Below are 25,142 nucleotides of genomic sequence, written 5' to 3' on the forward strand. Positions count from 1 at the left end.
TGGCTCTCCTAGAGCGGGATGTTGTCATGCTTCTTCCACGGGTTCTCGAGCTGCTTGTTCCGCAGCTTGCGAAGCCCCAGCGCCACGCGGCGGCGCGTGGAATGCGGCATGATCACCTCGTCCACGAACCCCTTCGATGCCGCAACGAACGGATTGGCGAAACGTGCCTCATATTCGGCGGTGCGCTCGGCGATTTCCTCGGGCGTCTTGCCGCGGAAGATGATCTCCACCGCGCCCTTGGCGCCCATCACCGCGATCTCGGCAGTCGGCCAGGCATAATTCAAGTCGCCGCGCAGATGCTTGGAGGCCATCACGTCGTACGCGCCGCCATAGGCCTTGCGGGTGATCACCGTGATCTTGGGCACCGTCGCCTCGGCATAGGCGAAGAGCAGCTTGGCGCCGTGCTTGATGATCCCCGAATGCTCCTGGCCGACGCCCGGCAGGAAGCCCGGCACATCGACAAAGGTCACGATCGGGATCTCGAACGCGTCGCAGAAGCGCACGAAGCGCGCGCCCTTCTTCGACGAATTGATGTCCAGGCACCCGGCCAGCACCATCGGCTGGTTCGCCACCACGCCCACCGTGCGCCCCTCGATCCGGCCGAAGCCGATCAGGATGTTGCCGGCATGGCTCGGCTGCAGCTCGAAGAACTCGCCCTCGTCGAGCGTCTTCCTGATGAGCTCGTGCATGTCATAGGGCTGGTTCGCGCTCGGCGGGATCAGGGTGTCGAGGCTCGGCTCCATGCGATCCCAGGGATCGTCGCACGGACGCTCGGGCACTTCCTCGCGGTTCGAGGCGGGAAGGAAGTCCACGAAGTCGCGGGCCGCGAGCAGCGCCTCGATATCGTTGTCGAAGGCCACATCGGCGACCCCCGACTTCGTGGTATGCGTCACCGCACCACCCAGTTCCTCCTGCGTGACGATCTCGTTGGTAACGGTCTTCACTACATCCGGGCCGGTGACGAACATGTACGACGAGTCCTTCACCATGAAGATGAAGTCGGTCATCGCGGGGGAATAGACCGCGCCGCCGGCGCACGGGCCCATGATCAGCGAGAGCTGCGGCACCACGCCCGATGCCAGCACGTTGCGCTGAAACACCTCGGCATAGCCGCCGAGCGACGCGACACCCTCCTGGATGCGCGCGCCGCCGCTATCGTTCAGCCCGATCACCGGCGCGCCGACCTTCATCGCCATGTCCATGATCTTGCAGATCTTCTGCGCATGGCGCTCGCTGAGCGAGCCGCCGAACACGGTAAAGTCCTGGCTGAACACGAAGACGAGGCGGCCGTTGACCGTGCCCGATCCGGTGACGACGCCGTCGCCGGGGACGATCTGGTCCTGCATGCCGAAGTCGACACAATTATGCTCGACATACATGTCGAGCTCCTCGAACGAGCCCTGGTCGAGCAGCACTTCGATCCGCTCCCGCGCGGTGAGCTTGCCCTTGGCGTGCTGCGCGTCGATCCGCTTCTGCCCTCCGCCCAGGCGGGCGGCGGCGCGGCGGCGTTCCAGTTCCTCGATCGTCGACGACATGCGGTTCCCCATTGGATAGCGGCGGCTTCTGCATCGGGACATGCGGCGACCGCAAATGCAATGTTGCGAAGTTGCGGGAAGCTGGTTTGCAGATATACTGCGGCCATGCGCAGATCGTTCCGCCCCGCCAGCCCCTCCCTGCCAGGGAGGGGAATCAAGTGAGCAGCCCCCGCCGCCGCCTGTTCGAAGGGTTCCGCCTGCGCGAGCTGCGCCGGCGCACGGGGATGAGCCAGGCGGCGATGGCCGCGAGGCTCGGCATCTCCGTCTCCTATTTGTCGCAGATCGAGAATAACGACCGCCCGATCACCGACATCGTCCTCGTCGCGCTCAGCCGCGAGTTCCCGCTCGAGGCGTTCGGCGATGCCGACGAGAGCGCCTCGCTGCTGCGCACGATCGACGCCGCCACCGATGCCGGCGTGCCGGCCGAGCGGATGGGCGAGGCGGACGTGCGCCGCGGCATCGAGCAGCAGCCCTTGCTCGCGAAGCGCATGGTCGCGCTGCACGAGGCCTGGCGCCGCAGCCAGGAGCAGCTCCGCGTGCTCGACGACCGCTATGACAGCGGCTCCACCGATGCGGCCCCGCTGCCCTGGGAAGAGGTTCGCGACTGGTTCCAGGCCGAAGGCAATTATATCGACGCGATCGACCGCTCGGCCGAGACGCTCGCCGCCGATCTCGACCCCTATCGGCCGACCCGCGGGCTCGAGGATCGCCTGCGCTGGCACGGGGTGCAGGTCGCCGCGGAGGATGGCGATGGCAGCGAGCTCAGCCGGTTCGACTCCCGGGCACGCCGCCTCGCGATCAACAGCGCGCTCCCGCCGGAGAGCCGTGCCTTCCTGCTCGCCCACCGGCTGGTCCGCTACGAGTTCGAGAACGAGATGCGGCAGGTGGTGCAGGCGTCGGGCCTCGCCTCCCCCGCCGCGCGCGAGCTGCTCAGCATCGGCCTCGCCAACTATGCCGCCGGAGCGCTGCTGATGCCCTATGGCGCGTTCAGGGACACCGCCCGCGACGTCCGCCACGATATCGACCGGCTGCGCCAGCGTTTCGGCGTGAGCTTCGAACAGGCCTGCCACCGGCTCTCGACGCTCCAGCGCCCGGGCGCGCAGGGGCTGCCCTTCTTCTTCTGCCGGGTCGACATGGCCGGCAACGTCACCAAGCGCCACTCGGCGACGCGCCTCCAGTTCGCCGCGCTTGGCGGCGCCTGCCCGCTCTGGGTGGTGCACGAAGCAGTGGCGATCCCGGACCGGATCCTCGTCCAGCATGCCGAGATGCCCGACGGCACGCGCTACGTCTCGATGGCCAAGGGGCTGGTGAAGCCGTCGGGCAGCTATGCCCGCCCGCCGCGCCGCTATGCCGTGGCGCTGGGCTGCGAGGAGCTGCACGCGGCGGACTTCGTCTATGCCGACGATCTCAGGCCGGGCGGCGCGGCCACCCCGATCGGCGCCAGCTGCCGCATCTGCCCGCGCGCGGACTGCGACCAGCGCGCCTTCCCGCCCGCCGCCTCGGCGATCGCGATCGATCCGGATCGGCGCAGCGTGGTGCCCTACGGGTTCGGATGAACCGCCTGCCGCACCCGATCGAAGCGGCCCGAAGGCATCGCGAATGCACCGAAACGACCGCGATTCCGATTGTCGGCGACTGGCACCTCAAGCAGCCTTTCCCGGCCGCGTGACCGGCCTGCACCATCGCCGGACACGGAGACTCCCATGCACGAGACTGTGAGCAAATACGCCGGAAAGATCGGCGGCGAGGGCATCAATCCGCTGGCCGCGCTTGCCCCGGACCCCGCTCCGCACGCCAAGCCGCTGAGCGACCTCGAAATCTACAATGTCTTCCGCGACTATATCAAACATGAGGACGGCCTGATGAATACCCGGCTGTCCTCGTTCCTCAGCATGAATTCCTTCCTGATCGGCTTTTCCGTGCTGATCCTCGGCGGCATGCTCAGCGCAGCTTCGCGAATGAGCGTGGATGCCAAGCTCCTCGCGCTGCTGGCGCTCGGAACCTTGGTTCATTCGATACTTGCCTATATCGGCTATGACGCCGCGCGGCTCACCCGATCGTCCATCCAGGCCGCCACCGACTCCCTCAAAATATTGCGGGAAAAGGGAAATGCACGGCTTGCCGCCCCCATCGCGAATGGCGACTTCCCGCATCTGACGGATGCTCGGGAACTCAGCCGCCGGGAAAAGGCCGCTCTCGAGAAGGGCAGCGGCATCATGCGCGGCTTCCCGCGCCATATGCAGCGCATGTGGTTCATCATGGGGATCACGCCCGTGCTCGTAACGGGTCTCGCCGCATATCTGCGGTTCGGCCCGGCGCATTTCTAGAACGCGCCGCAAGGCGCCCGCCGCGAGCGACAACAGTTGCGGGCGCCGTCAAGGGCATGGCATACCCGATCCACGAAAAAGCCTTGGGAGAGGTATGATGGCCACCGCGCTGCGCAATTCCACCATGACCGAAGCCGAATGGGAGGCCCGCCAGCAGCTCGCCGCCTGCTACCGCGTGTTCGACATGCTCGGCTGGTCCGAGATGATCTACAACCACATCACGCTGAAGGTGCCGGGCGAGGAAGGCGCCTTCCTGATCAACCCGTTCGGGCTGCACTTCAGCGAAGTGAAGGCGTCGAACCTGGTCAAGATCGACATCGACGGCAACAAGCTCGACGATTCACCCTATCCGGTGAACCGTGCCGGCTTCGTCCAGCACGCGCTGTTCCACCGCCATCTGCCCGATGCGCATTGCATCGCGCACACCCACACCACGGCGGGCATGGCGGTCGCCAGCGTCGAAGGGGGCCTGCGCCCCACCAACTTCTATGCCTGCAACTTCGCCGGCCAGATCGCCTATCATGATTTCGAGGGTGTGACGGTGCGCGACGAGGAAGGCGAGCGGCTGCTCGAGCATCTCGGCGACAAGCGCGTGATGCTGCTCAGGAACCACGGCATCCTGGTAATGGGCAGGACGGTGCCCGAGGCGTTCATCAAGCACTGGTCGCTCCAGCGTGCCTGCGAGATCCAGATCGCCACCGCCAGCATGGGCGCGCCGATCACGGTCCCGGACGAAGTCGTCGCCGTCCACCAGCGCGACCTGCACATGGCCCAGGTCCCCGGCGGCCCCGGCGCGGCCGATTTCGCGGCGATGGTGCGGCTGGTGGACCGCACGGACAAGAGCTGGCGGGATTAGGTTGAGGATCCAGACAAGCCATTGAAAATACGTCCGTCATCCCCGCCTGCGCGGGGATGACGAGATGCGTCCGGAACGGAGCGACTACTCAGCCAATATGGGATTCCGCGTGCTTCCGTCCCGGAATGCGCGCCGCTCGCCCCATGTCATCCCGGTGGACGACGGTCGGGTCCATGCGGCGGCCGAAATCCCGGCCCGCGTGCCGTAAATTTCCGGCCGGCGAATCGTCAGCCGAACCGATACCCAGATACCGTCCATCCCAGCACATGGTCGCGATAGTCCCGCACCGCCGGCCCCTCCCCGCCCGCGCCGAGCGCGACCATCAGGGGCAGGAGATGTTCCTCGCGCGGATGGGCGAAGCGGGCATGGGGCAGGTCGTCCCAGGCCGCGACCCGGGCCGCGCGCCGCGCCGGGTCGGGGTCGGTCGCCGCCGCGGCGAGCGCCTCGTCCCATTCGTCGGCCAGCGGCGTCACCTGCGGCCCGCGGGCGCGCAAATTGTGGAAGCTCATGCCCGAGCCGACGATCAGCACGCCCTCGTCGCGCAGCGGCGCGAGCGCCCTGCCGATCGCGATATGATCCGCTGGGTCGAGGTCCTTGCGCAGCGAGAGTTGGGCGAGCGGGATGTCCGCCCCGGGCACCGCGACCATCATCGGGATGAACACCCCATGGTCCCAGCCGCGCTCGCGCTCCTCCCCGACGGGGAAGCCGGCGCCTTTGAGCAGCGCCTTCGCCCGCGCCGCCACCTGCGGCGCGCCCGGCGCGTCCCAGCGCAGGCGATAGGTATGCTCGGGGAAGCCATGATAGTCGAACAGCAGCGGCTGGCCGCTCCCGGCATGGACGGTGACGACTTCCTCCTCCCAATGGCCCGAGACCAGCAGGATCGCCCTGGGCTTCTCGGGCAGCGAGCCGATCAGCCCGGCCAGATAGGTCTGCATGCGAACCCACATCGGATCCGGCGGGCCGCCATTGGGGTCCATGAAGAAGCAGGGCCCGCCGCCATGCGGAATGAAGAGTGCAGGAAGTGTCATGCCGGATGATGTCGCCACCCGCGCAGTTCGGCGCAATGGCGGTTTCGGAAACGGCGCGTTTCCCGCTACACCCCCGGCATGACTCGCTTCACCGTCAACAACCAGCCGGTCGCCTACAAGATGGATCCGCGCACGCCCCTGCTCTGGGCCTTGCGCGACGCCTCGAACCTCACCGGCACCAAATATGGCTGCGGCACCGGCGATTGCGGGGCCTGCACGGTGGACGTGGACGGCACTGCCCGCCTGGCCTGCCAGGAGACGATCGGCGCGCTCGAGGGCACGTTCGTCACCACGATCGAGGGCCTGTCCAAGGATCGCAGCCATCCGGTGCAGCAGGCGCTGATCGCGGCGAACGTGCCGCAATGCGGCTATTGCATCCCGGGCGTGGTGATGGCGGCCGCCGTGCTGCTGCGGGACAACCGGAATCCGAGCGAGCAGGAGATCGCGGACGCGATCCCCAATATCTGCCGCTGCGGCATCTATCCGCGGTTGACCGAAGCGATCCAGAACGCCGCCCGCATCGCCCGGGGCGACGTCGCCGCGCCCGAGGCGGGACAGGACACGCCGGCCGCGCCCCATGCGGAACCCTGAATCGTTCCGGATGCTTTCAATATGCTGACAGGCGAATTCAGAGTCGCGTCAGTTGCCGGGGCCTAAAGAGGGCATACCCCGAAAGCCCGGCCTGTTGCCGGTCCCAGCGGAGACATTCAGATGAAGAAGACCTTGCTCGCGGCGATCATCGCCGCAACGGCCCTGGTCCCGCCGGCACTGGCGCAGGACCGCGGGCATCGCTGGGGCGGCGGCGACCGTTCCGGCGGCAATGCGGGCGCCTCGCAGCCCGCCCAGGATCGCGGCGACCGCGGCGACCGCGGCGGCGATCGTGGTGGCGACCGCGGCGACGACCGTGGCGGCTGGCGCCCGTCCCCGGGCCAGCCGCAACAGCCCGCGCAACCCTCGCAGCCGCGCCCGGAATGGCATGGCGGCGGCGGCAACACGCCTCCCAATGGCTGGAACCGCGGCGGCTGGAACCGTGGCGGCCAGCCCGGCGGCGGCCAGGTCTCCCCGCCCCAGGATCGCCCGCAGCCGCCGCGCTGGGACGGCAATCGCGGCGGCAACGATCGTCGCGACTGGAACCGCGACGGCAATCGCGGCGGCCAGTGGGACCGCGGCAATCCGAACTGGAACCGCAATAACGATCGCGGCTGGAACGACCGCAACCGCGGCTGGGACAATAACCGCGGCTGGCGCGGCAACGATCGCGGCCGCTGGAACAATGGCTGGCGCAACGACCGCCGCTACGACTGGCGCGACTATCGCAACAGCAACCGCGGCATCTATCGCCTGCCGCGCTATTACGCGCCGTCGGGCTGGGGCTATGGCTATCGCCGCTTCACGATCGGCTACACGCTGAACTCGATCCTGTTCTCGTCGCAATACTGGATCAACGATCCGTATTATTATCGCCTGCCGGAGGTCTACGGGCCCTATCGCTGGGTGCGCTACTATAACGACGCGCTGCTGGTCGATGTCGAGACCGGCGAGGTGGTCGACACCATCTACGACATCTTCTGGTAAGCGAGCCCGCATCTTGCCAGAAACGGGAGGCCCGGCCCATCAGGACCGGGCCTCTTGCTTTTGACTCCGCAGGTCGCATGCTGGCGGCGATGACGAGCCCCATGGCCCCCGACCCCGTCCGCGCCGAGACCGGCCGCCGCGCCACCACCCGGATCGAGGCCAACCCCCTGGTTCGCCACGCCGGCCTCGACATGCTCCAGCTCTATCATCTGCCCAATTTCCTCAGCCGCACCGAGTGCAGGGCGCTGGCCCGGATGATCGACGCCGATGCGAAGCCGTCCACGGTGCTCGCGCGATATCAGGAGCCCGGCCTGCGCACGAGCTACACCTGCGACCTCGAGCGGCAGGATCCGGAGATCCGCCGGCTCGACGCGCGCCTCGCCGAGCTGCTGGGCATCCCCCTCGATCATGGCGAGCCGGTACAGGGGCAGCGCTATGCGGTGGGCCAGCACTTCCGCGCGCATTGCGACTGGTTCCGCGACGATGTGGACTATTGGCCGGAGATGGAGGCGCAGGGCGGCCAGCGCATCTGGACGGCGATGATCTACCTCAACGATGTCGAGGATGGCGGCGAGACCTGGTTCCCCCGCGCCGGCATCCGCCTCACGCCGACGCGCGGCCTGCTGGTCGCCTGGAACAACATGGCCGCCGACGGCAGCCCGAACGACGCGACGCTGCACGAGGCGCGGCCGGTGCTGGCCGGCAGCAAGTACATCATCACCAAATGGTTCCGCGAACGCCCCTGGACGCCCATCGGCGCGCGGACGACCTATTGACCGCGAGCCCCGCAGGCGCAAATTGGCCGTCGTGAGCAAGAATATCGGCAGAGTATCGGGAACGCCCTCCCCCAATCGCGCGCGGATCGGCCGCGAGGTGGTGGCGAGGCTGGAGGGCAATCCGCACATCAGGCGCGCCAAGGTGGAGAACGCGCAGATGTTCACCTATCCCGACTTTCTGAGCATCGCCGAGTGCGACATGCTCGTCGGCCTGATCGAGGCGGCGGCGCGCCCCTCGACGCTGCTGGCGATGCATGAGGACCCCGAGTTCCGCACCAGCAGCTCGACCGACCTCGATCGCTGGTCGGAGGAGATCTGGCCGATCGACGACCGCATCGCCGATGTGCTCGGCCTGCCGCCGGCAAATGCCGAGACGATGCAGGGCCAGCGCTATACCCCCGGCCAGCAGTTCCGCGCGCATTGCGACTATTTCCACGAGGGCGCGGAATATTGGGACAAGATGGTCGAATATGGCGGCCAGCGCACCTGGACCGCGATGATCTATCTCAACGAGGTCGAGGAAGGCGGCGCGACCTGGTTCCCGCGCGCCGGCGTCCGCTTCAAGCCCCGAAAGGGGCTGATGCTGATCTGGAACAACATGATGGAAGACGGCACGCCCAACTACGACACGCTGCACGAGGGCATGCGCGTGCTCGAGGGAACGAAGTATATCGTCACCAAATGGTTCCGCGAGAATGCCTGGATCCGCGGCCATGTGCCCACTTATTATGCAGGCGGCGAGCAGCGGACCTAGTTCCCGGAAGGGCGGGGAAGCTCAGGCGAGAACCCAGGCAACTATCTGATTTTCTGCCGTCACCCCGGCCTTGCCCCGGGATGACGAAGCAAGAATATGAGTCCCCAATCTGGGACGAGAACCCAAACAAGCCCTTGGGACCATTTCCGTCCTCCCCGCGCAGGCGGGGATCCAGGGTAGCAGGGGATAATCGCAGCAATCACGGGCATGCTCGCCGGCACCGGCAAAACGCGCCTCACGCACCTTGCCCCTGGCCCTGGATCCCCGCCTTCGCGGGGATGACGAGGAAGGGAAGCGAGGAAGGGAAGCGGGGATGACGCGGAAGGGATGGCGGCGACGCCGGGGCTTGCCGAGCGAGTCGCGACTCTAGATCAGCCCCGCATGCGCCAGCGCGGCATCGACCGCCGCGCGGCTCGCCTCGCCCGCCGGAGTCATCGGCAGCCGCAGTTCCCCGGGGAATCCCGGGCGAACCCGCGTCATCGCGTATTTCACCGGGCCCGGCGAGGCGTCGGTGAACATCGCGATATGGAGGGGATAGAGCCGGTCGTGCAATGCGAGCGCCCCGGCATTGTCCCCCGCCGCCCAGGCCGCCTGGAACTCAGCGCAGAGCCGCGGCGCGACGTTCGCCGTCACCGAGATGCAGCCCGTGCCGCCCATCGCGTTGAAGGCGAGCGCGGTCTCGTCATTGCCCGAGAGCTGGATGAAGCCATGCCCGCAGCCGGCACGCTGCTCGGTCACCCGGGCGAGCGCGCCGGTCGCGTCCTTGACGCCGAGGAACTTGCCCGGAAACGCCTTGACGATCCGCGCCATCGTCGCCGGCTGGATGTCGGTCACCGTCCTGCCCGGCACGTTGTAGAGCACGATCGGCAGGTCGGTCTTTTCCGCCACCGCCTCGAAATGCCGGAAGATGCCCTCCTGGCTCGGGCGATTATAATAGGGCGGGACCATCAGCACCGCATCGGCGCCCGCGTCCCGCGCGGCCTTCACATTCTCGATCGCGACCAGCGTATCGTTCGAGCCGGCGCCGGCGAGCACGGGCACCCGGCCCCCGGCCTGGTCGGCGCAGACGCGCACGACTTCGAAATGCTCGTCCTTCGGCATGGTCGCCGCCTCGCCGGTGGTGCCGCACGGCACCAGCGCGGCGGAGCCTTCGGCAATCTGCCATTCAACCAGCGCGCGATAATCTTCCTCCGCGAAGCTGCCGTTACGGAACGGCGTCACCAGCGCGGGAATGGAGCCCGAAAACATGGTCCCAGAATCTTCCTTAATTCCCCAATTCGGGGCTGGCAGATAGGGGCGACACGCGTATCATGTCCAGTATGCTTGCTCCGCTACTCAAAAGTGCGTTGCTGTTTGCCGGCGTTTCGGGGCTCGCCGTCTCTTCGCAGCTCACGCAGGAACAGATCCAGTGGTACAAGGTGGCGCTGGAAGCCGGCGTCCCCCGCGTGCCGCCGCCCTATATCCAGGCCAATCAGCTCGCCGATGCGCTGGTGGAATGGAAGCGACTCCAGCAGTCGGACAATTATCCCTTTTCCGACTATGCCAATTTCCTGCTGCTCCATCCCGGCTGGCCCGGCGAGAAGAGCCGCCGCGCCGCCGCCGAGACGGTGCTGGAAAGCGGCACCTGGGCGCCCGGCCTGGTCATCCGTTATTTCGAGCGTTTCCCGCCGCTGACCGCCGCCGGGCGTACGCGCTATGCCGAAGCGCTCGCCGCCTCGGGCCGCCGCGCCGATGCCGAGGAACAGGCCCGCCGCGCCTGGCGCAACGGCGTGCTGCGCCCCCGCGACGAAACCGCGCTGCTCGCCGGCTTCGCTTCCGCGTTCACCCCGGCCGATCATGATGCCCGGATGGACAGGCTGCTCTGGGCCGGCGCGCTCACCGCCGCGCAGCGCCAGCTCGCCTATGTCTCGCCCGGCATGCGCCCGGTGTTCGATGCCCGCATCGCCTTCCGCACCAAGGCGCCGGACGCCGATGCCCGGGGTGCCGCCGCGCTCGCCATCGGCCGCGCCAATCCCGGCTTCATCGCCGATCGCGCCCTGTGGCTGCGCGACACCGGCCAGAGCCCGGCGATGCGATCCTATCTCGCCCAGCCGCGCCAGCTCGCCTCCTATCCCGGCGACGCCGAGAAATGGTACGAGGCGCTGCTCACCGGCGCGCGCGGCGCCCAGTCGGACGGCCAGTTCAGCCTGGCCTATCAGATCGCCAGCCAGGTGGACGACGCCTACCCGCCGGGCACCGACGTCAGCGAGCAGTCCCTGGGCGAGCGCGACGACTATACCAGCCTTACCTGGCTGGCCGGATCGGTGGCGCTCAACAATCTCGGCCGCGCGCGCGACGCGGTGGGGATGTTCGATCGCTACGGCCATGGCTCCAAGACGCCGACCACCCAGTCCAAGGGCTTCTACTGGGCCGGGCGCGCCGCCGAGGCTTCGGGCGATCAGGCGACGGCGACGCGCTTCTATGGCAAGGCGGCCGGCTTCCCGGACGTCTATTACGGCCAGCTCGCCACCGAGCGGCTGGGCCAGCCGCTGAAGCGCCCGCCCGATTTCAACGCCAAGGTCGCCGATCCGGCGGTTCGCGATGCCTTTTTCAAGAAGGAAACGGTCCGCGCCGCGCAACTGCTCGGCACCATGGGCAATCGCCAGGACCAGGGCCTGTTCATCCGCCAGATCGCCAACGACGCGACGAGCGACACCGATCACATCCTCGCCGCCGAGCTGAGCCGCGCGATCGGCCGCCCGGACCTGGGCGTGCTGGTCGGCAAGAGCGCGCTGCAGAACGGCCTGTCCGACTATACCGCGGCGGGCTATCCGACGGTGGCGGTGCCGGCGTCGCAGCAGGATTACTGGACGATCGTCCACGCCATCGCCCGCCAGGAAAGCCAGTTCGACCGCGATGCGGTGAGCCATGCCGGCGCGCGCGGGCTGATGCAGCTGATGCCGGGCACCGCGCGCGAAGTCTCGACCAAGCTCGGCATGAGCTACAATCCGGGCTCGCTGAACTCCGACACCGATTACAACATCCAGCTCGGCTCGACCTATTTCCAGCGGATGTACAATCTCTACGGCAGCTACCCGCTGGCGATCGCGGCCTATAATGCCGGCCCGGGCAATGTGAACAAATGGATCGCCGCCAATGGCGACCCGCGGCTGCCGGGCGGCGACATCGTTCAATGGATCGAGAAGATCCCGATCTTCGAGACCAAGAACTATGTCCAGCGCGTGATCGAGAACGCCGTGGTCTACGACCTGCTCAACCCCGAGCGCTCGCGCTCCAGGGGGCCGGCGAACACGAGCTGGTATCTGGGGAAGAACAAGCCGGGCTGATTTTACCGGCCGCCCGAAATCATCGTCACCCTGAACTTGTTTCAGGGTCCAATCTTCCACAGGCGATTCCGTCGCCGGTGGCACCTTGGATGCTGAAACAAGTTCAGCATGGCGAACTGGACGCTAGAAGAGGCCGATGGACCGCCCCAACTACATCACCCCCGCCGGCTATGCCGCGCTCCGGGCCGAGTATGACACGCTCTTCGCCACCGAGCGCCCCGCCCTGGTCGAGACCATCTCCTGGGCCGCCGGCAATGGCGACCGCTCGGAGAATGGCGACTATATCTATGGCCGCAAGCGCCTGCGCGAGATCGACCGGCGGCTGGGCTGGCTGTCGAGGCGGATGAAGGCGGCCAAGGTCGTCGATCCGGCGCAGCAGGCGGACAAGAGCCGCGCCTATTTCGGCGCCACCGTCACCATCGCCGACGAGGACGACAATCACCGCACGCTCACCCTGGTCGGCGACGACGAGGCCGATGCGGCCAAGGGCCTGGTCGGCTGGAACGCTCCCCTCGCCCGCGCGCTGCGCGGTGCCGGGATCGGCGACCTGCGCCGCGTCAGCCTGCCCGCCGGCGAGCGCGAATATGAAGTGATTGCGATCACCTACCCCTAGCGCGCGACGAGCCGCATCCCTGCCCGATTCCCTCGCATCTTCAAATTGATAGAGTCGCACCCAGGCCGAATAGGGATGCGGCCGGGTAAAAAAGTGAGCGTGGGGACATATGACGGCACAGCGTATCTATGTGTCGGGGCGCGTGCAGCGCGTCGGCTATCGCGACTGGACGGTGCGCGTTGCCAAGCAGCTCGGCGTGCGCGGTTGGGTTCGCAACCTGAACGACGGGCGCGTGGAACTGCTCGCCGAAGGGGATGACGAGGCCTTGACCTCGCTCACCGAAGCCTTGCGCGAAGGCCCGCCCATGGCGGTGGTCGACCATGTCGAGGCCTTCCAGACCGCGGGCGACAAGCATGCCAAGGGCTTCACCAAGCGCTTCACCGCCTGAGGGCCGGCGCGCGCCCGGAAACGATCGGTTTCCGGGGCTTCGGTTGACCGGATGGGCATGAGATGAAACATTTCAGCCTCGAAACGGCGCGCAGGGGCGTGTCCGGCGAGGAGATACAACCATGCCCATTCCCGCAAGCTGGTCCGACAAGCTGCTGAGCGTCCTGCGCATCGTCGCGGGCCTCGCCTTCCTGCAGCACGGCACGTCGAAATTCTTCGGCCTCCCGCCCTTTCCCTATCCACTCAGCCCGGTGCTCTATGCGGCGGGCACGATCGAGCTCGTCGGCGGCGCCCTGCTGGTGATCGGCCTGTTCACCCGGCCGGCGGCGTTCCTCGCCTCGGGCATGTGCGCGGTCGGCTATTTCATGGCGCACTTCCCCAAGGGCTTCTTCCCCGCCGAGAATGGCGGCGAGGCGATCCTGCTCTACTGCTTCATCTTCCTCTACCTCGCGGCTGCCGGCGGCGGCGCGTGGAGCGCGGACGCGGCGACCAGAAACGCCTGATGCGCCCATCATGCCGACCGTGCCGGCACCCCGGCACGGTCAGCAGCGATAGGCGGCCAGCGCGGCCTCCAGCTTCGCCTTCACCTGCTCCGGCGGCAGCCTGGCCAGCGCATCCAGCGTCATGGTGCCGCCCAGCCGCTTCGCCAGCACATAGCCCAGATAATAGCCGAAGCGCGGCGGCCAGCTGCCCTGCGCCTTGCCGCCCTTGCCGAAGAAGAAGGTGGCATAGTCGTCCTGGTCGGTCGAGCCGAGCCTGGCGCGCACGAAGCACATCGCCTGGGCAAGCTTCGGCTCCACTTCCGGCCGGATCGGGCGCGGGATGGTGAGCAGCAATGCGCGGTCGTCCGCGCCCGGGTTCATCCGCGCGGCGACATAGACGGCCAGCCCCTCCTGCCAGAGCGAGCACCATAGCGCCGGGCAGTCCGGGAAATATCGCGCATGGTGGAAGTGGAACAGCTCGTGATCCAGGAACGGCCCGATCGTGCCGCCGTCATGGATCTTCGCGATCATGTCCGCCCCGAAGATCGCCACCGTCCTCCCGCGGAGCTCGCGCGTGCCGCCGTCCATCTCGCCCAGCGAATGGATCAGGTAGATCGGCATGGTCGGCGCATAATCGGGGAAGACACCGCGGAAATGCGCGCTGGCGGTCGCATAGGCCCCGGCGAATTCGCGCGCGGCGGCAAGGACCTTGTCGCGCGTCGGCGGATAGGCCTCGAGCGCCTTCTGGACGCGCGCGTCATATTGCGCCTCGGTGGCGCCGAAGCGCGGCTCGTAGAAGCCCGGGAGCAGCGCGTCGAACTTCGCGCGGAACGCCTTCACCCGCTCGGCGGCCGGCATGCTCGCGCTCGCCGTCGCGAAATCGTCGAACGCCTCCACCTGGGACTGGAAGGCCGGCACCTGCGCCGCGGCCGGCGATGCCGCGAGGAGCGCGGCCGCCAGGAGTATCGATCGCTTCACCGGAGCCCCTTTTCCGTTCACATCAACAACGCAATGCACCACGTCGCATCCGGGGAGGCAAGCGCCGGCCCCAGGATCGCCAGCGCGGTCAGGCGGACACTGTTCTCCCCGATCCACCCGCGCATCGCCTCTCCCCCTTTTGGGCCAACGCTACCGCGCGGTTCGGGGACCGTCTATGTATCCGTCATGAAACGCTCGTTCCTTCTGGCCACCGCGACGCTCGCCGGGATCGGCACCGCCCAGGCGCAGGACATGCGCCCGCTCTGCCCCGACCGCCCCGGGCTCGACACTCCCGCCTGCACGGTGGACCGGGGCCATTTCGTGATGGAGAGCGGCGCGGTCGACTGGTCGCTCGATCGCGATTCCGCCCAGCGCAGCGACAGCTGGACCTTCGGCGACCTGCTGATCCGCTACGGCGTGACCCAGGACATGGAAGTGCAACTCGGCTGGACCGCCCTGGGCGCAGTGCGGACCCACGACCGGGCGAGCGGCACGGTGACCCATGCCAGCGGCACCGGCGACCTCACCCTGGCGATGCGCCGCAACCTCTCCCATCCCGACGGGTCGGGTTTCGCCGTGGCGGTGATGCCCTATGCCGCCCTGCCCACCGGCGGCGCGACCATCGGGGCCGGCGACTGGGGCGCCGGCCTGATCGTACCGGTCAGCTACAGCCTGACCGACAGGCTCGGCCTGTCCCTCACGCCGGAGGTCGATGCCGCGGTGGACGGCGACCGGCGCGGACGCCACCTCGCTTATGGCAGCGCGATCGGCCTGAGCACTGTCCTCACCGCCTCATTGAGCGGCGCATTCGAGCTGCAGGCGATACGTGACGAGGATCCCGACGGACACGCTACCCAGGCGCTTGCCAGCCTGTCCTTCGCCTGGCAGCCGCGGCGCGATCTCCAGCTCGACCTGGGCGCCGTCGCCGGGCTCAATGCCGCCAGCCCGGACCTGGAGCTCTATCTGGGGATCGCGCGCCGCTTCTGAGCCGCGCCTCAGGCGAGCGTCTTGCGCTGGATCACTACCGGGATGCCCTGCGCATCGGTCTCGAAGCCGGTGACATGGAACCCATGGCGCAGGTTGAGCAGGATCATCGGGTTGTTCGCGGCACGGGTACGCGTCTCGACGAAGCGATAGCCCTCCGCCACGGCCTGCGCATGCTGCAGCCGCATCAGTTCGGAGGCCACGCCCCGGCCGCGAAGCGCGGGCGTGACGCCGCCCAGCCAGCTGTAGAGCAGCGCGTCGCCGCGGCGATAGGCCAGCTTGAAGCCCTGCCAGCGGCCCGCCTCGATCGCCAGCCACAACATGGGCGCGTCCAGCTTCGGCAGCCGATCATGCAGATAGGCGTCCGAAAAATCGGGGAAGACCGATCGGCAGAGCGCCAGCAGCGGCGCGGCGGCATCGGCCACCGCGCCCTGCCAGCGTTCATATGCGATCGGCACCCCGATCAGCGCGTCAGCTTCTTATAGGCCAGCGCGGTCGGGCGGTCGGCCGCGTCGCCCAGGCGGCGGCGCTTGTCTTCCTCATAGGCTTCGAAATTGCCTTCGAACCATTCGACATGGCTGTTGCCTTCGAAGGCCAGGATATGCGTGGCGAGACGATCGAGGAAGAAGCGATCGTGGCTGATCACCACGGCGCAGCCCGCGAAATTCTCGATCGCCTCCTCCAGCGCGCCCAGCGTTTCCACGTCGAGGTCGTTGGTCGGCTCGTCGAGCAGCAGCACGTTGCCGCCACGCTTCAGCATCTTGGCGATGTTCACGCGGTTGCGCTCACCGCCGGAGAGCTTGCCGACATTCTTCTGCTGGTCGGCACCCTTGAAGTTGAAGGCGCCGACATAGGCGCGGGTCGACTGATCGTGCCCGTTGATCTTCATGTAATCGAGCCCGTCCGAGATTTCCTCCCAGACGTTCTTCTTGTCGTCCAGGTGATCGCGGCTCTGGTCGACATAGCCGAGACGCACCGTGGTGCCGATCTCGACCGTGCCGGTGTCCGGCGTCTCCTGGCCGGTGATCAGCTTGAACAGAGTCGACTTGCCGGCGCCGTTCGGGCCGATCACGCCGACGATGCCGCCGGCGGGGAGCGTGAACGAGAGATTCTCGAACAGCAGCTTGTCGCCATAAGCCTTGGAGATGTTCTCCACTTCGATCACCTTGCCGCCCAGGCGCTCGGGCACCTGGATGACGATCTGGGCCCCGCTCGGCTTGCGGTTCTCCTGGCTGGCGACGAGCTGGTCGAACTTGGCGATACGCGCCTTCGACTTGGTCTGGCGGCCCTTCGGGCCCTGGCGGATCCACTCGAGCTCGTCCTTGATCGCCTTCTGGCGGCCGGATTCCTCGCGATCCTCCTGCTCCAGGCGCTTGGCCTTCTTCTCCAGATAGGTCGAGTAATTGCCCTCGTACGGGAAATACTTGCCGCGATCGATCTCGAGGATCCAGCCGACGACGTTATCGAGGAAATAGCGGTCGTGGGTGATCATCAGCACCGCGCCGGCATATTCCTTGAGGTGGTTCTCCAGCCATTCGACGCTTTCGGCGTCGAGATGGTTGGTCGGTTCGTCGAGCAGCAGGATATCCGGCTTCTGGATGAGCAGCCGGGTGAGCGCGATGCGACGCTTCTCGCCGCCCGAAAGGTTGTCGACCGCCCAGTCCGACGGCGGGCAGCGCAGCGCTTCCATCGCGATCTCGAGCTGGTTGTCCAGCGTCCAGCCGTCGACCGCGTCGATCTTGGTCTGGAGCTCGCCCATCTCCTCCATCAGCGCGTCGAAATCGGTGTCGTCCTTCGGGTCGCCCATCTCGGCCGAGATCGCGTTGAAGCGATCAACCATGTCGGCCACTTCGCGCGCGCCGTCCTTGACGTTCTCGAGCACGTTCTTGGTCGGATCGAGCTGCGGCTCCTGCGGCAGATAGCCGACCGTGATATACTCGCCCGGCCAGGCCTCGCCCGAGAAATCCTTGTCGATGCCCGCCATGATCTTCATCAGCGTCGACTTGCCGGCGCCGTTCGGGCCGACGATGCCGATCTTGGCGCCCTGATAGAATTGCAGGTTGATGTTGTTCAGCACCGGCTTGGGAGCGCCGGGGAAGGTCTTGGTCATGTCCTTCATGACGAAGGCGTATTGGGCGGCCACGTGGCGGTCTCCGTTCGCAGGTCTGGATATGCAGGAAGTTTGGCGGCGATGTAGCGAGCGGACGGTCAAATGGCAACGCGGCGCCGCGCGGGCCGCCTCGACGCCGCGCTCCCATCCCCGCTACCTGCCCGCCCCCCTTACCTATCGTCTCGTCATCCCCGCGCGGGCGTGGATCCAGGGCCGTTCGGGAAACGCCGCAAGATCGAGCGCGGGAAGGAGAGGTATCAGCTGCCGCCACAGCCACCCCGTCTTGCAATGTAGGAACCGGTCTGCTGCGCTTCTCCGGCGCCTGACAGGCAGTGGCGGGGCAATGCTCAACCAACTGGTTGAACGATCGCCGCATGGTCGTGGCCAGTCAACGGAGTCAATGAATTGCAAAACCAGTCGGTTGAATATCGGCACGGCACGGTTTCGGAAACGCGGCGGAAACCCGCGCCGCATTGCCGAACGTTTCGGCTGCGGCTAGCGTCGCCGGCCATGACCAAGCGCATCCTGCTCGCGGCGGTGGCCGCCCTCGCCCTTCCCCTCCCCGCCCTGGCCCAGGGCGCCGCGCATGACCCGGCGGCGCTGCGCGATGCCGCGCTGAAGGACGATTTCGCCTGGGAGATCACCGAGGGCCTGACCACGGAGATCGGCCAGCGCCTCGCGGCGACCGAGGCGGAAGCGCGTGCCCGCGCCTGGGCGGTGAAGAAGCTCACCGCGCTAGGCTTCCGGAACGTGCGCATCGAGACCTACCGGATGCCAGTATGGGTGCGCGGCGCGGAGACCGCCGAAGTGCTCGGTGGTTCGGCGCAGAAGCTGGCCATCGCCGCGCTCGGCAATTCGGGCTCGACCGGCGCCAAGGGCGTCGAGGCCGAGATCGCCTTCTTCCCCACGCTCGCCGACCTGCAGGCCGCGCCGGCCGAGGCGGTGAAGGGCAAGATCGTCTTCATCAGCAACGCGATGACGCCCACCCAGGACGGCTCGCAATATGGCTATTATGGCGGCGCCCGCCGTTTCGGCCCGAATCTGGCGGCCAGCAAGGGCGCGGTTGCCGTGCTGATCCGCTCGATCGGCACCGATCATCACCGCAACCCGCATACCGGCGTGACCAACTGGGCCAAGGACGTGAAGCCGATCGCCGCCGCGGCGCTCTCGCTGCCCGACGCCGATCAGCTCGAGCGGCTGCTCAAGCGCGGCCCGGTGCGGCTCAGGCTGCTGGTCACGCCCGAATTCAAGGGCGAGGCCGAATCGGGCAACGTCATCGCCGAAGTGCCCGGCAGCGATCCCTCGGCGGGGATCATCGTGGTGGGCGGCCATCTCGACAGCTGGGACCTCGGCACCGGCGCGATCGACGATGCCGCGGGCGTGGCGATCACCACCGCCGCCGCCAAGCGGATCATGGACGCGGGCCAGCCGAAGCGCACGATCCGCGTCGTGTGGTTCGGCGCGGAGGAAGTCGGCGGCTTTGGCGGCGCGGCCTATGCCAAGGCGCATGCGAACGAGCGCCATGTGCTCGCCCAGGAATCGGATTTCGGCGCCGATCGCGTGTGGAAGTTCGAAGTGAACCTGCCCGAAGGCGCCAGGCCGATCGCCGATCGCCTGGCCACCGTCCTCTCTCCGCTGGGGATTGCGCGCGGCCGCGGCACGGCGCATGGCGGCACCGATGTCGGGCCGATCATCAATACCGGCGTGGGCGTGATCGATCTCAGCCAGTCGGGCCTGCGCTATTTCGACTATCACCACACGCCCGACGACACGCTGGACAAGATCGATCCCGAGCAGCTCCGCCAGAATGTGGCGGCATGGACGGCGATGCTGGCGGTGACGGCGAACGCGCCCGAGGATATCGGGCCGATCGCCAAGGGCGGCGGCGAGTGAGGGAACCTTCTGGCGGCCACCCGCATTGATGGCCGCCAATGGGCAAGATTTAGGCAAAAAAATGTCCTAAATTTTGCCATCGGGTGAATTTGCGATTGACGCATACGCAACGACCGCTATGCCAACGGTTCGCGACGGCAATCGGGCCGGCTGCGAAACGTTTGAGTTCCTCTAGGAGCACCACATGAAGAAGATCCTCATTGTTGCTGCGACCGCCGGCCTGATGTCGCTCGCGGCTTGCAACGGCGGCACCACCAACACCACCGCCGAGAACGTTGCCGACTCGCACGAGGCGAATGCCGCCGCGTACGAAGCCGCTGCCGACAACACCACCAACGCCGCTGCCGAGGCGACCCTCGAGAACGCCGCGAACGTGGAAGAGAACAAGGCCGACGCCGCCGCGGCGAACGCGCACTGATCTCCGTTCGGCGCCGGCCCCATGGCCGGACCGAGGAATAGGAAGGGCGCTCCCGAAAGGGGGCGCCCTTTCCTGTTGGGGGCCATCGCGCGCTCCGCTATGCCGGTGGGATCAAGGGGAAGGATGGATGGGCGCAATCGCAACGAGCCATGCCGGCGGGCCGGCCAAGCCGCAGCGCTGGTGGCGGATGCTCTATGTGCAGGTGCTGATCGGCATCGTGGCCGGGGCGCTGGTCGGCGCGATCTGGCCGGATGTCGGCGCATCGCTCGAGTGGCTGGGCCTCGCCTTCGTCAACCTGGTCAAGATGATCATCGCCCCGGTGATCTTCCTTACCCTGGTGACGGGCATCGCCGGGGCCCGCGAGCTGGGCTCGCTCGGCCGGGTGGTGCTGAAGGCGCTGGGCTATTTCCTGTTCTTCTCCACCCTGGCGCTGATCCTGGGCCTTGTCGTCGCCCATGTCGTCCAGCCCGGCGCGGGCATGCACATCGATCCGCACGGCCTGAGCGAGGCCAAGGTCGCCGGCTTCGAGAAGCAGGCCCATGAGACCAGCGTCACCGGCTTCGTGATGGCGATCATCCCCACCACGCTGGCGTCGGCGCTCACCTCCGGGTCGATCCTCCAGGTGCTGTTCGTCGCCATCCTGTGCGGCATTGCGCTGGCGAGCATCGGCGAGCGGGTCCGTCCGCTGGTCGACCTGCTCGAGCAGGCATCGGAAATGGTGTTCCGCATCGTCGCCGTGCTGATGCGCGCCGCGCCGGTGGGCGCGTTCGGCGCGATGGCGTTCACCATCGGCAAATACGGCCTCACCGCCCTATTCAGCCTGGGCGGGCTGGTGGCGACCTTCTATCTCACGTCGATCCTGTTCATCCTGGGCGTGCTGGGCGTGGTCGGCTGGCTGGCGGGCTTCTCGATCCTCAAGCTGCTGCGCTATCTGAAGGCCGAGCTGCTGCTCGTCCTCGGCGCCTCTTCCTCCGAAGCCGCGCTGCCCGCGCTGATCGACAAGCTGGAGCGGGCCGGCTGCGACAAGGAAGTGGTCGGCGTGGTGGTGCCGGCGGGCTATTCGTTCAACCTGGACGGCACCAACATCTACATGACGCTCGCCGCGCTGTTCATTGCCCAGGCGACCGGCGTGCACCTGTCGCTCGGCGAGCAGCTTGTCCTGCTCGGCACCGCCATGCTCACTTCCAAGGGCGCGGCGGGCGTCACCGGCGCGGGCTTCGCGACCCTGGCAGCGACGCTGATGGTGGTGCCCTCGATTCCCGTGGCGGGCATGGCGCTGATCCTGGGCGTCGACCGCTTCATGAGCGAATGCCGCAGCCTCACCAACTTCATCGGCAATGCCGTGGCGACGATCGTGGTGGCGCGCTGGGAGGGCCGGCTCGACCGCGAAGCCCTGCAACGGGCGCTCGACGGCAAGCCCGCCGCCGCCCCCGCTCACGCCGCCATCGCAACCGATGCGGACTGAAAGCGGGAAATGGTCGGGGAGACAGGATTCGAACCTGCGACATCTTGCTCCCAAAGCAAGCGCGCTACCGGGCTGCGCCACTCCCCGACGCGGATTGCGGCCCTAGGCGCAAGACGCACCGGACACAAGACCGCTGCTGGTGGGCCCGGCAGGACTTGAACCCGCAACCTAGCCGTTATGAGCGGCCAGCTCTAACCAATTGAGCTACAGGCCCCCAGCAAACCGGCCCTAGCGGAACCTCAGGCCGGGCCGCAAGTCGCAGTGACGATCTGATCCACGGATGCCGCCCGCACGCCCAGCCGGTCAAGCAGGGCGAGCACCTCGTCCCACCAGCGCAGGAACGCCGCCAGATCCGCCGCGGTACGCACATAGGGCGTATGGCCGGGCTCCACCGAAGGCGAATGAAAGGCGAAGTTGAGCAGCCGCAGCCCCTCTCCCACGGCGACGCGAATCGCTTCCTTGGCCTCGCCCAGCGGCATGTCTTCCGGTGTGAGCGACACGCGCGAGAGCAGGCCCAGGCGCGACGCAATGCCGATCCCGTGCGGGAACCGGCCCAGGCCGCGGTGCAGCCCCGCCCCACCGCGGCGCATGCGGCCGGTGAAGACCGTGGTGAAGGGCAACTCGATCAGTTCGCCCAGGCGAAAGGCGTGATTGGGCACCGCCAGGAAATCGGGCCCGCCCTCTCCGGAATAGTCATAGGCCGATCGCATCGAGCTATCGATCCGATAGCCGAGCTCGGCAAGCAGAGCCGGCGTCTCCGGCCCGATTCCATAGCGGCCGGCACGATAGACCAGCGGACGGCGCCCGAAGGCGCGCTCCACCGCATCGGTGAGCATCCCGAGCTTGGCACGCTGGAGATCGATCGGAAGATTACCCGTGAAGCTGTTGAACCCGTTCACTTCCTCGCGGTGCGGAGGATTTACCCAGGGATGGAGCTGCGTGCCGATCGCCGAGCGCCCATCCTTGATGACCTCGCGCAGCACGTCGATGGCGAGCGGCGAGGTCGCGATCGGATAGTCGACGAGATAGGTGAGCGGCACGCCCGCCGCGGCGAAACGTGCGTGCACCGGGGGCAGCGCGGCCATGTGCCGCGTCCCGTCCGCATCGGAACTGAGCGGCGCGCCCCAGTCAAACTCCTCCTCGGTGTCCACGAAGATGGTGAAGCGGGTGCCGAAATCGTCCGGCCATTGCAGGTGCGCGCGCGGATCGGGCGCAGGCACGCGATAACCGCCGCGATTTGGAGCGTCGCCCCCCACTTCAGCTTAGATGTGCCTGGCCCACTTGCTCGTTTACGGCGGCCGGAAGCCGCAAAGTCAAGCTCTCGCGGCCGATGACGAGCCCGCCGCCCAGTTCGCGGGAGAGGTTCCGCGCGAGCCGAAGCGCGAAACCGGTGCCCAGCAACGTCGTGTCCTCGCGCTCGTCATCGATATCGAGCACCGAATCGCCGGGATAGTCGGCAAGCGCCTGGGGACGATCGATCGTGATCGACACCGCCTCGGCAGACTCCAGCGCCATGTGCACGCCGATCCGCTCACCCTGCCCGCTGGCCGATACGAGCGTAGCGAGGAGACGCGCGAGCAATCGCTCGATCGCGCGGCGATCGCCGGTGACGGAGAGATCGGCGATCGGCAGCGCGATCACGGAGCCGCGCAGCTCGGCCAGTGGAGCGAGGTCGTCGGCAATCGTCGCGAGCACGGGCCGCAGCGCGATCTGGCCGGGCACCAGCGAAAGCGCGGCGCTGTCGATGCGCGCGGCGAGATCGAGATCATCGATCGCACCCAGCAATTCGCGCGCCTGCGAACGGATCACCTGCGCCCGGTCGCGATAGGCATCGCCCACCGGGCCGAGCATCTGCGCCTCGATCATCTCCGCGAAGCCCGCGATCGCATTGGTCGGCGTGCGCAGTTCATGCACGAGCTGACGGAGCGAATCGGCCGGCATCGCCGGTGCCGGCGCGGTGCGCAGCGGCTCGGCCCGCTCGTCGACGCGCGGCCGGCGAGCGGTGCCGCGATAGCCGGTGAAACGGCCGTTGCCGGGATCGAAGACGGGAATCGCCGAAATCAGCCAGTCGCCCGCCGCATCCGATTCGCCTTCCACCGAGAGACGGGCATTGGAGAAGCCGGCGCGGCGACGGAAAGCCCCCGCGGCGACACCATCCACCCGCGATGCCTCCGATGCGCCGGGAGCGGCCTGGCTATCGAGCGACACGCCGATCAACGGCGCGCGGCTGACGCCGTCGACCCAGCGGATCATGCCCTTGGCATCGGTCTCGAAGCGGAAATCGTCGGCCAGGCGTGGCGCGGGCGGATCCTTCGGGCCGGTTTCCTCGCGATGGCGCCAGAACGCGTCGATCCGCGCCACGACATCGGCGATCTCGAAGGTGCCGTCGTCATCGCCCGCAGCTTCTGCCGCAATCTGCCGCACTTCTGCGGCCAGGCTATCGCTATGCTCCATGGCCGGACCCTGCGCGCCTGCCTCCGGCAGCGCAATCGCTTCGGCGGAAACGCCTGACTCGCCTGTCCCGGATTGGACCGGGTGGATCGGAATTTGGGGCTCCTCGGCCACTTGCGTTGCCGGAACGGTGATCGACGGCGCGACGCCGGCGAGCGCGACGAAGGAAAGGTCCTCGATTTCGGGCGTAGCGGACGCGGCGGCCGCAACTTCGGGCTCCGGATCGCCCGTCGGCACGGGCTCGACAAATGCCTGCGCCTCTTCGAGGCCGGCGCCCACTGGGCCGAGATCCCCGGCCGCCAGTTCCTCCCCCGCTCCCGCGGCCGGAACCGTCACGGGCAGGCGGCCCAGCAAGGTGGCGAGGGTCGCCTCATGCGCCGGCAGGCGCTGGGGCGTGGTGGAGCTCCAATAGACGAGCGGCTTGCCCCCGGCCTCGGTCTCGGGTTCAGGTTCGGCCTCGGCTTCGGGCTCGGGCTCGGCTTCGGGCAGGTCTGCGAGAGCGGGCTCGGCAAGAGGCTCGGTCGCCTCGACCTCGACTGCCGCCGGTGCCGGCTCGGCCGGGCGCGCCTCGACGACCTCGGACCAGTCGATCGCGATGACCTCGGCCATCGCTTCGGTTTCCGCTTCGGGAACGACGGCTTCGACCGGCGGCGCTTTCACCGTCTCGTCCGGCAGCACGAAATCGATCGGGCCGAAACTGTCGAGCGCACGGCGCACCGCCGGGCTGAGGTCGCGCCGGTTGCGCAATATCGCGCGCGCCGCCGGTGCGAGTTCGGGCAGCAGCTGGATCCACTCGACCGAGTTCATCCGCGCGCTGCGCAGCACGGGCAGCGCCACCTGGAGCTCGTCGAGCGCGAACAGGCGCACGAGCGGCGGGGGCGGATCGGCATGTTCGAGCGCGCGGGCGCTGGCGGCGCGAACCGGCAGCGGCACGGATTCGCGAATCGAACGAAGCACGCCCATCGCGCGATTGCCCGCGGCGGCACGGCGACGACCGATCAGGTCGACGAGCTGGCGCCAGGCGGACTGGACGCCATAAGGCGAGCCCAGGTCCGAGGCGAGCACCGTCTCCAATGTATCGTCGAAGCGCAACGCCTGCCTACCCTTGCCCGGCGCCACAACGCACGCCGTAAGGAATCCTTAACTCGCGAAACGCCGGTTCGGAACTGTCGATTTCGGCACGT

At 67.7% G+C, this 25,142-nt stretch carries 22 protein-coding genes, 2 tRNA genes and 1 pseudogene; 15 read left to right on the top strand and 10 right to left on the bottom strand.

The window, feature by feature from the left end; translation table 11 throughout:
* Positions 1 to 8 precede the first annotated feature (8 nt).
* Complete coding sequence (locus OMP43_RS07405) at positions 9 to 1,535, bottom strand: acyl-CoA carboxylase subunit beta (RefSeq protein ID WP_086130057.1); 1,527 nt, start codon at positions 1,533 to 1,535, stop codon at positions 9 to 11.
* Between the two features lie 158 nt (positions 1,536 to 1,693).
* Here OMP43_RS07405 and OMP43_RS07410 point away from each other — a divergent pair, with 158 nt between their 5' ends.
* The 3 genes from OMP43_RS07410 (at position 1,694) to OMP43_RS07420 (ending at position 4,718) form a co-directional block, all read left to right on the top strand.
* A complete protein-coding gene (locus OMP43_RS07410) occupies positions 1,694 to 3,091 on the top strand; it encodes a short-chain fatty acyl-CoA regulator family protein (RefSeq protein WP_280279085.1) in 1,398 nt (465 codons plus the stop codon).
* Between the two features lie 159 nt (positions 3,092 to 3,250).
* Positions 3,251 to 3,862 (top strand): hypothetical protein, encoded by a 612-nt coding sequence (locus OMP43_RS07415; RefSeq protein WP_280279086.1) that lies wholly within the window; start codon positions 3,251 to 3,253, stop codon positions 3,860 to 3,862.
* A 97-nt stretch (positions 3,863 to 3,959) separates the two neighbouring features.
* Positions 3,960 to 4,718, top strand: coding sequence for a class II aldolase/adducin family protein (locus tag OMP43_RS07420; protein WP_280279087.1), 759 nt, complete (start codon positions 3,960 to 3,962; stop codon positions 4,716 to 4,718).
* A 227-nt stretch (positions 4,719 to 4,945) separates the two neighbouring features.
* Here OMP43_RS07420 and OMP43_RS07425 read toward each other — a convergent pair whose 3' ends face one another.
* Positions 4,946 to 5,746 (bottom strand): class III extradiol ring-cleavage dioxygenase, encoded by an 801-nt coding sequence (locus tag OMP43_RS07425; RefSeq protein ID WP_280279088.1) that lies wholly within the window; start codon positions 5,744 to 5,746, stop codon positions 4,946 to 4,948.
* Between the two features lie 69 nt (positions 5,747 to 5,815).
* On the opposite strand from OMP43_RS07425, the pseudogene OMP43_RS07430 reads away from it, so the two are divergent.
* The 4 genes and pseudogenes from OMP43_RS07430 to OMP43_RS07445 all read left to right on the top strand — a co-directional run.
* Positions 5,816 to 6,241: pseudogene (locus OMP43_RS07430) on the top strand ((2Fe-2S)-binding protein); the annotation flags it as partial.
* Between the two features lie 216 nt (positions 6,242 to 6,457).
* Entirely contained in the window at positions 6,458 to 7,321 is an 864-nt protein-coding gene (locus tag OMP43_RS07435; protein WP_280279089.1) for an RcnB family protein, read from the top strand.
* 101 nt (positions 7,322 to 7,422) lie between these two features.
* Complete coding sequence (locus OMP43_RS07440; protein WP_280279090.1) at positions 7,423 to 8,097, top strand: 2OG-Fe(II) oxygenase; 675 nt, start codon at positions 7,423 to 7,425, stop codon at positions 8,095 to 8,097.
* A gap of 31 nt (positions 8,098 to 8,128) precedes the next feature.
* On the top strand, positions 8,129 to 8,851 hold the full coding sequence (locus tag OMP43_RS07445) for a 2OG-Fe(II) oxygenase (RefSeq protein ID WP_280279091.1): 723 nt from the start codon (positions 8,129 to 8,131) through the stop codon (positions 8,849 to 8,851).
* Positions 8,852 to 9,217: 366 nt separating this feature from the next.
* On the opposite strand, the gene dapA is transcribed toward OMP43_RS07445, so the two are convergent.
* Positions 9,218 to 10,099, bottom strand: coding sequence for a 4-hydroxy-tetrahydrodipicolinate synthase (gene dapA / locus OMP43_RS07450; protein ID WP_280279092.1), 882 nt, complete (start codon positions 10,097 to 10,099; stop codon positions 9,218 to 9,220).
* 71 nt (positions 10,100 to 10,170) lie between these two features.
* Here dapA and OMP43_RS07455 point away from each other — a divergent pair, with 71 nt between their 5' ends.
* The 4 genes from OMP43_RS07455 to OMP43_RS07470 all read left to right on the top strand — a co-directional run bounded on the left by OMP43_RS07455 (position 10,171) and on the right by OMP43_RS07470 (position 13,680).
* The gene (locus OMP43_RS07455) at positions 10,171 to 12,177 is read left to right on the top strand and encodes a lytic transglycosylase domain-containing protein (protein WP_280279282.1); all 2,007 of its coding nucleotides are present in this window, start codon (positions 10,171 to 10,173) and stop codon (positions 12,175 to 12,177) included.
* 136 nt (positions 12,178 to 12,313) lie between these two features.
* Positions 12,314 to 12,790 (top strand): transcription elongation factor GreB, encoded by a 477-nt coding sequence (gene greB / locus OMP43_RS07460; RefSeq protein WP_280279093.1) that lies wholly within the window; start codon positions 12,314 to 12,316, stop codon positions 12,788 to 12,790.
* Between the two features lie 109 nt (positions 12,791 to 12,899).
* Positions 12,900 to 13,178: an acylphosphatase gene (locus tag OMP43_RS07465; protein WP_280279094.1), complete on the top strand. Its 279-nt coding sequence runs from the start codon at positions 12,900 to 12,902 to the stop codon at positions 13,176 to 13,178.
* Positions 13,179 to 13,299: 121 nt separating this feature from the next.
* On the top strand, positions 13,300 to 13,680 hold the full coding sequence (locus tag OMP43_RS07470; protein WP_280279095.1) for a DoxX family protein: 381 nt from the start codon (positions 13,300 to 13,302) through the stop codon (positions 13,678 to 13,680).
* A 39-nt stretch (positions 13,681 to 13,719) separates the two neighbouring features.
* Here the strand turns inward: OMP43_RS07470 and OMP43_RS07475 are convergent, their stop codons facing one another.
* Complete coding sequence (locus OMP43_RS07475; RefSeq protein ID WP_280279096.1) at positions 13,720 to 14,637, bottom strand: hypothetical protein; 918 nt, start codon at positions 14,635 to 14,637, stop codon at positions 13,720 to 13,722.
* A gap of 186 nt (positions 14,638 to 14,823) precedes the next feature.
* Here OMP43_RS07475 and OMP43_RS07480 point away from each other — a divergent pair, with 186 nt between their 5' ends.
* A complete protein-coding gene (locus OMP43_RS07480; RefSeq protein ID WP_280279097.1) occupies positions 14,824 to 15,624 on the top strand; it encodes a transporter in 801 nt (266 codons plus the stop codon).
* Between the two features lie 8 nt (positions 15,625 to 15,632).
* Here OMP43_RS07480 and OMP43_RS07485 read toward each other — a convergent pair whose 3' ends face one another.
* Complete coding sequence (locus OMP43_RS07485; protein WP_280279098.1) at positions 15,633 to 16,079, bottom strand: GNAT family N-acetyltransferase; 447 nt, start codon at positions 16,077 to 16,079, stop codon at positions 15,633 to 15,635.
* 5 nt (positions 16,080 to 16,084) lie between these two features.
* Complete coding sequence (ettA, locus tag OMP43_RS07490) at positions 16,085 to 17,764, bottom strand: energy-dependent translational throttle protein EttA (RefSeq protein ID WP_280279099.1); 1,680 nt, start codon at positions 17,762 to 17,764, stop codon at positions 16,085 to 16,087.
* A gap of 477 nt (positions 17,765 to 18,241) precedes the next feature.
* On the opposite strand from ettA, the gene OMP43_RS07495 reads away from it, so the two are divergent.
* From OMP43_RS07495 to dctA, 3 genes are all read left to right on the top strand, one after another.
* On the top strand, positions 18,242 to 19,624 hold the full coding sequence (locus tag OMP43_RS07495) for a M20/M25/M40 family metallo-hydrolase (RefSeq protein ID WP_280279100.1): 1,383 nt from the start codon (positions 18,242 to 18,244) through the stop codon (positions 19,622 to 19,624).
* A 184-nt stretch (positions 19,625 to 19,808) separates the two neighbouring features.
* Positions 19,809 to 20,042: a hypothetical protein gene (locus tag OMP43_RS07500; protein WP_137864791.1), complete on the top strand. Its 234-nt coding sequence runs from the start codon at positions 19,809 to 19,811 to the stop codon at positions 20,040 to 20,042.
* 127 nt (positions 20,043 to 20,169) lie between these two features.
* Positions 20,170 to 21,507 carry a C4-dicarboxylate transporter DctA gene (gene dctA / locus OMP43_RS07505; RefSeq protein WP_280279101.1) on the top strand — a complete coding sequence of 446 codons (1,338 nt, stop codon included), beginning with the start codon at positions 20,170 to 20,172 and terminating at the stop codon, positions 21,505 to 21,507.
* Positions 21,508 to 21,517: 10 nt separating this feature from the next.
* Here the strand turns inward: dctA and OMP43_RS07510 are convergent.
* From OMP43_RS07510 to OMP43_RS07525, 4 genes are all read right to left on the bottom strand, one after another.
* Positions 21,518 to 21,594 (bottom strand) — tRNA-Pro (locus OMP43_RS07510).
* Between the two features lie 50 nt (positions 21,595 to 21,644).
* A tRNA-Ile gene (locus OMP43_RS07515) sits at positions 21,645 to 21,721 on the bottom strand.
* Between the two features lie 25 nt (positions 21,722 to 21,746).
* Complete coding sequence (locus tag OMP43_RS07520) at positions 21,747 to 22,727, bottom strand: polysaccharide deacetylase family protein (RefSeq protein WP_280279102.1); 981 nt, start codon at positions 22,725 to 22,727, stop codon at positions 21,747 to 21,749.
* A gap of 37 nt (positions 22,728 to 22,764) precedes the next feature.
* Positions 22,765 to 25,050, bottom strand: a complete 2,286-nt coding sequence (locus OMP43_RS07525; protein ID WP_280279103.1) for a histidine kinase dimerization/phospho-acceptor domain-containing protein — start codon at positions 25,048 to 25,050, stop codon at positions 22,765 to 22,767.
* Positions 25,051 to 25,142: the final 92 nt, after the last annotated feature.

Source organism: Sphingomonas sp. CBMAI 2297 (assembly GCF_029870595.1).
Lineage (GTDB): Bacteria > Pseudomonadota > Alphaproteobacteria > Sphingomonadales > Sphingomonadaceae > Sphingomonas.

Bases quoted from the DNA above. Each gene is read 5' to 3' on its own strand.
- dapA (WP_280279092.1), bottom strand. From the start codon at position 10,099: ATGTTTTCGGGCTCCATTCCCGCGCTGGTGACGCCGTTCCGTAACGGC.
- OMP43_RS07500 (WP_137864791.1), top strand. From the start codon at position 19,809: ATGAAGAAGATCCTCATTGTTGCTGCGACCGCCGGCCTGATGTCGCTC.
- OMP43_RS07420 (WP_280279087.1), top strand. From the start codon at position 3,960: ATGGCCACCGCGCTGCGCAATTCCACCATGACCGAAGCCGAATGGGAG.
- OMP43_RS07435 (WP_280279089.1), top strand. From the start codon at position 6,458: ATGAAGAAGACCTTGCTCGCGGCGATCATCGCCGCAACGGCCCTGGTC.
- OMP43_RS07440 (WP_280279090.1), top strand. From the start codon at position 7,423: ATGGCCCCCGACCCCGTCCGCGCCGAGACCGGCCGCCGCGCCACCACC.
- OMP43_RS07455 (WP_280279282.1), top strand. From the start codon at position 10,171: ATGCTTGCTCCGCTACTCAAAAGTGCGTTGCTGTTTGCCGGCGTTTCG.
- OMP43_RS07495 (WP_280279100.1), top strand. From the start codon at position 18,242: ATGACCAAGCGCATCCTGCTCGCGGCGGTGGCCGCCCTCGCCCTTCCC.
- OMP43_RS07480 (WP_280279097.1), top strand. From the start codon at position 14,824: ATGAAACGCTCGTTCCTTCTGGCCACCGCGACGCTCGCCGGGATCGGC.
- OMP43_RS07425 (WP_280279088.1), bottom strand. From the start codon at position 5,746: ATGACACTTCCTGCACTCTTCATTCCGCATGGCGGCGGGCCCTGCTTC.
- OMP43_RS07405 (WP_086130057.1), bottom strand. From the start codon at position 1,535: ATGTCGTCGACGATCGAGGAACTGGAACGCCGCCGCGCCGCCGCCCGC.
- dctA (WP_280279101.1), top strand. From the start codon at position 20,170: ATGGGCGCAATCGCAACGAGCCATGCCGGCGGGCCGGCCAAGCCGCAG.
- greB (WP_280279093.1), top strand. From the start codon at position 12,314: ATGGACCGCCCCAACTACATCACCCCCGCCGGCTATGCCGCGCTCCGG.
- OMP43_RS07465 (WP_280279094.1), top strand. From the start codon at position 12,900: ATGACGGCACAGCGTATCTATGTGTCGGGGCGCGTGCAGCGCGTCGGC.
- OMP43_RS07470 (WP_280279095.1), top strand. From the start codon at position 13,300: ATGCCCATTCCCGCAAGCTGGTCCGACAAGCTGCTGAGCGTCCTGCGC.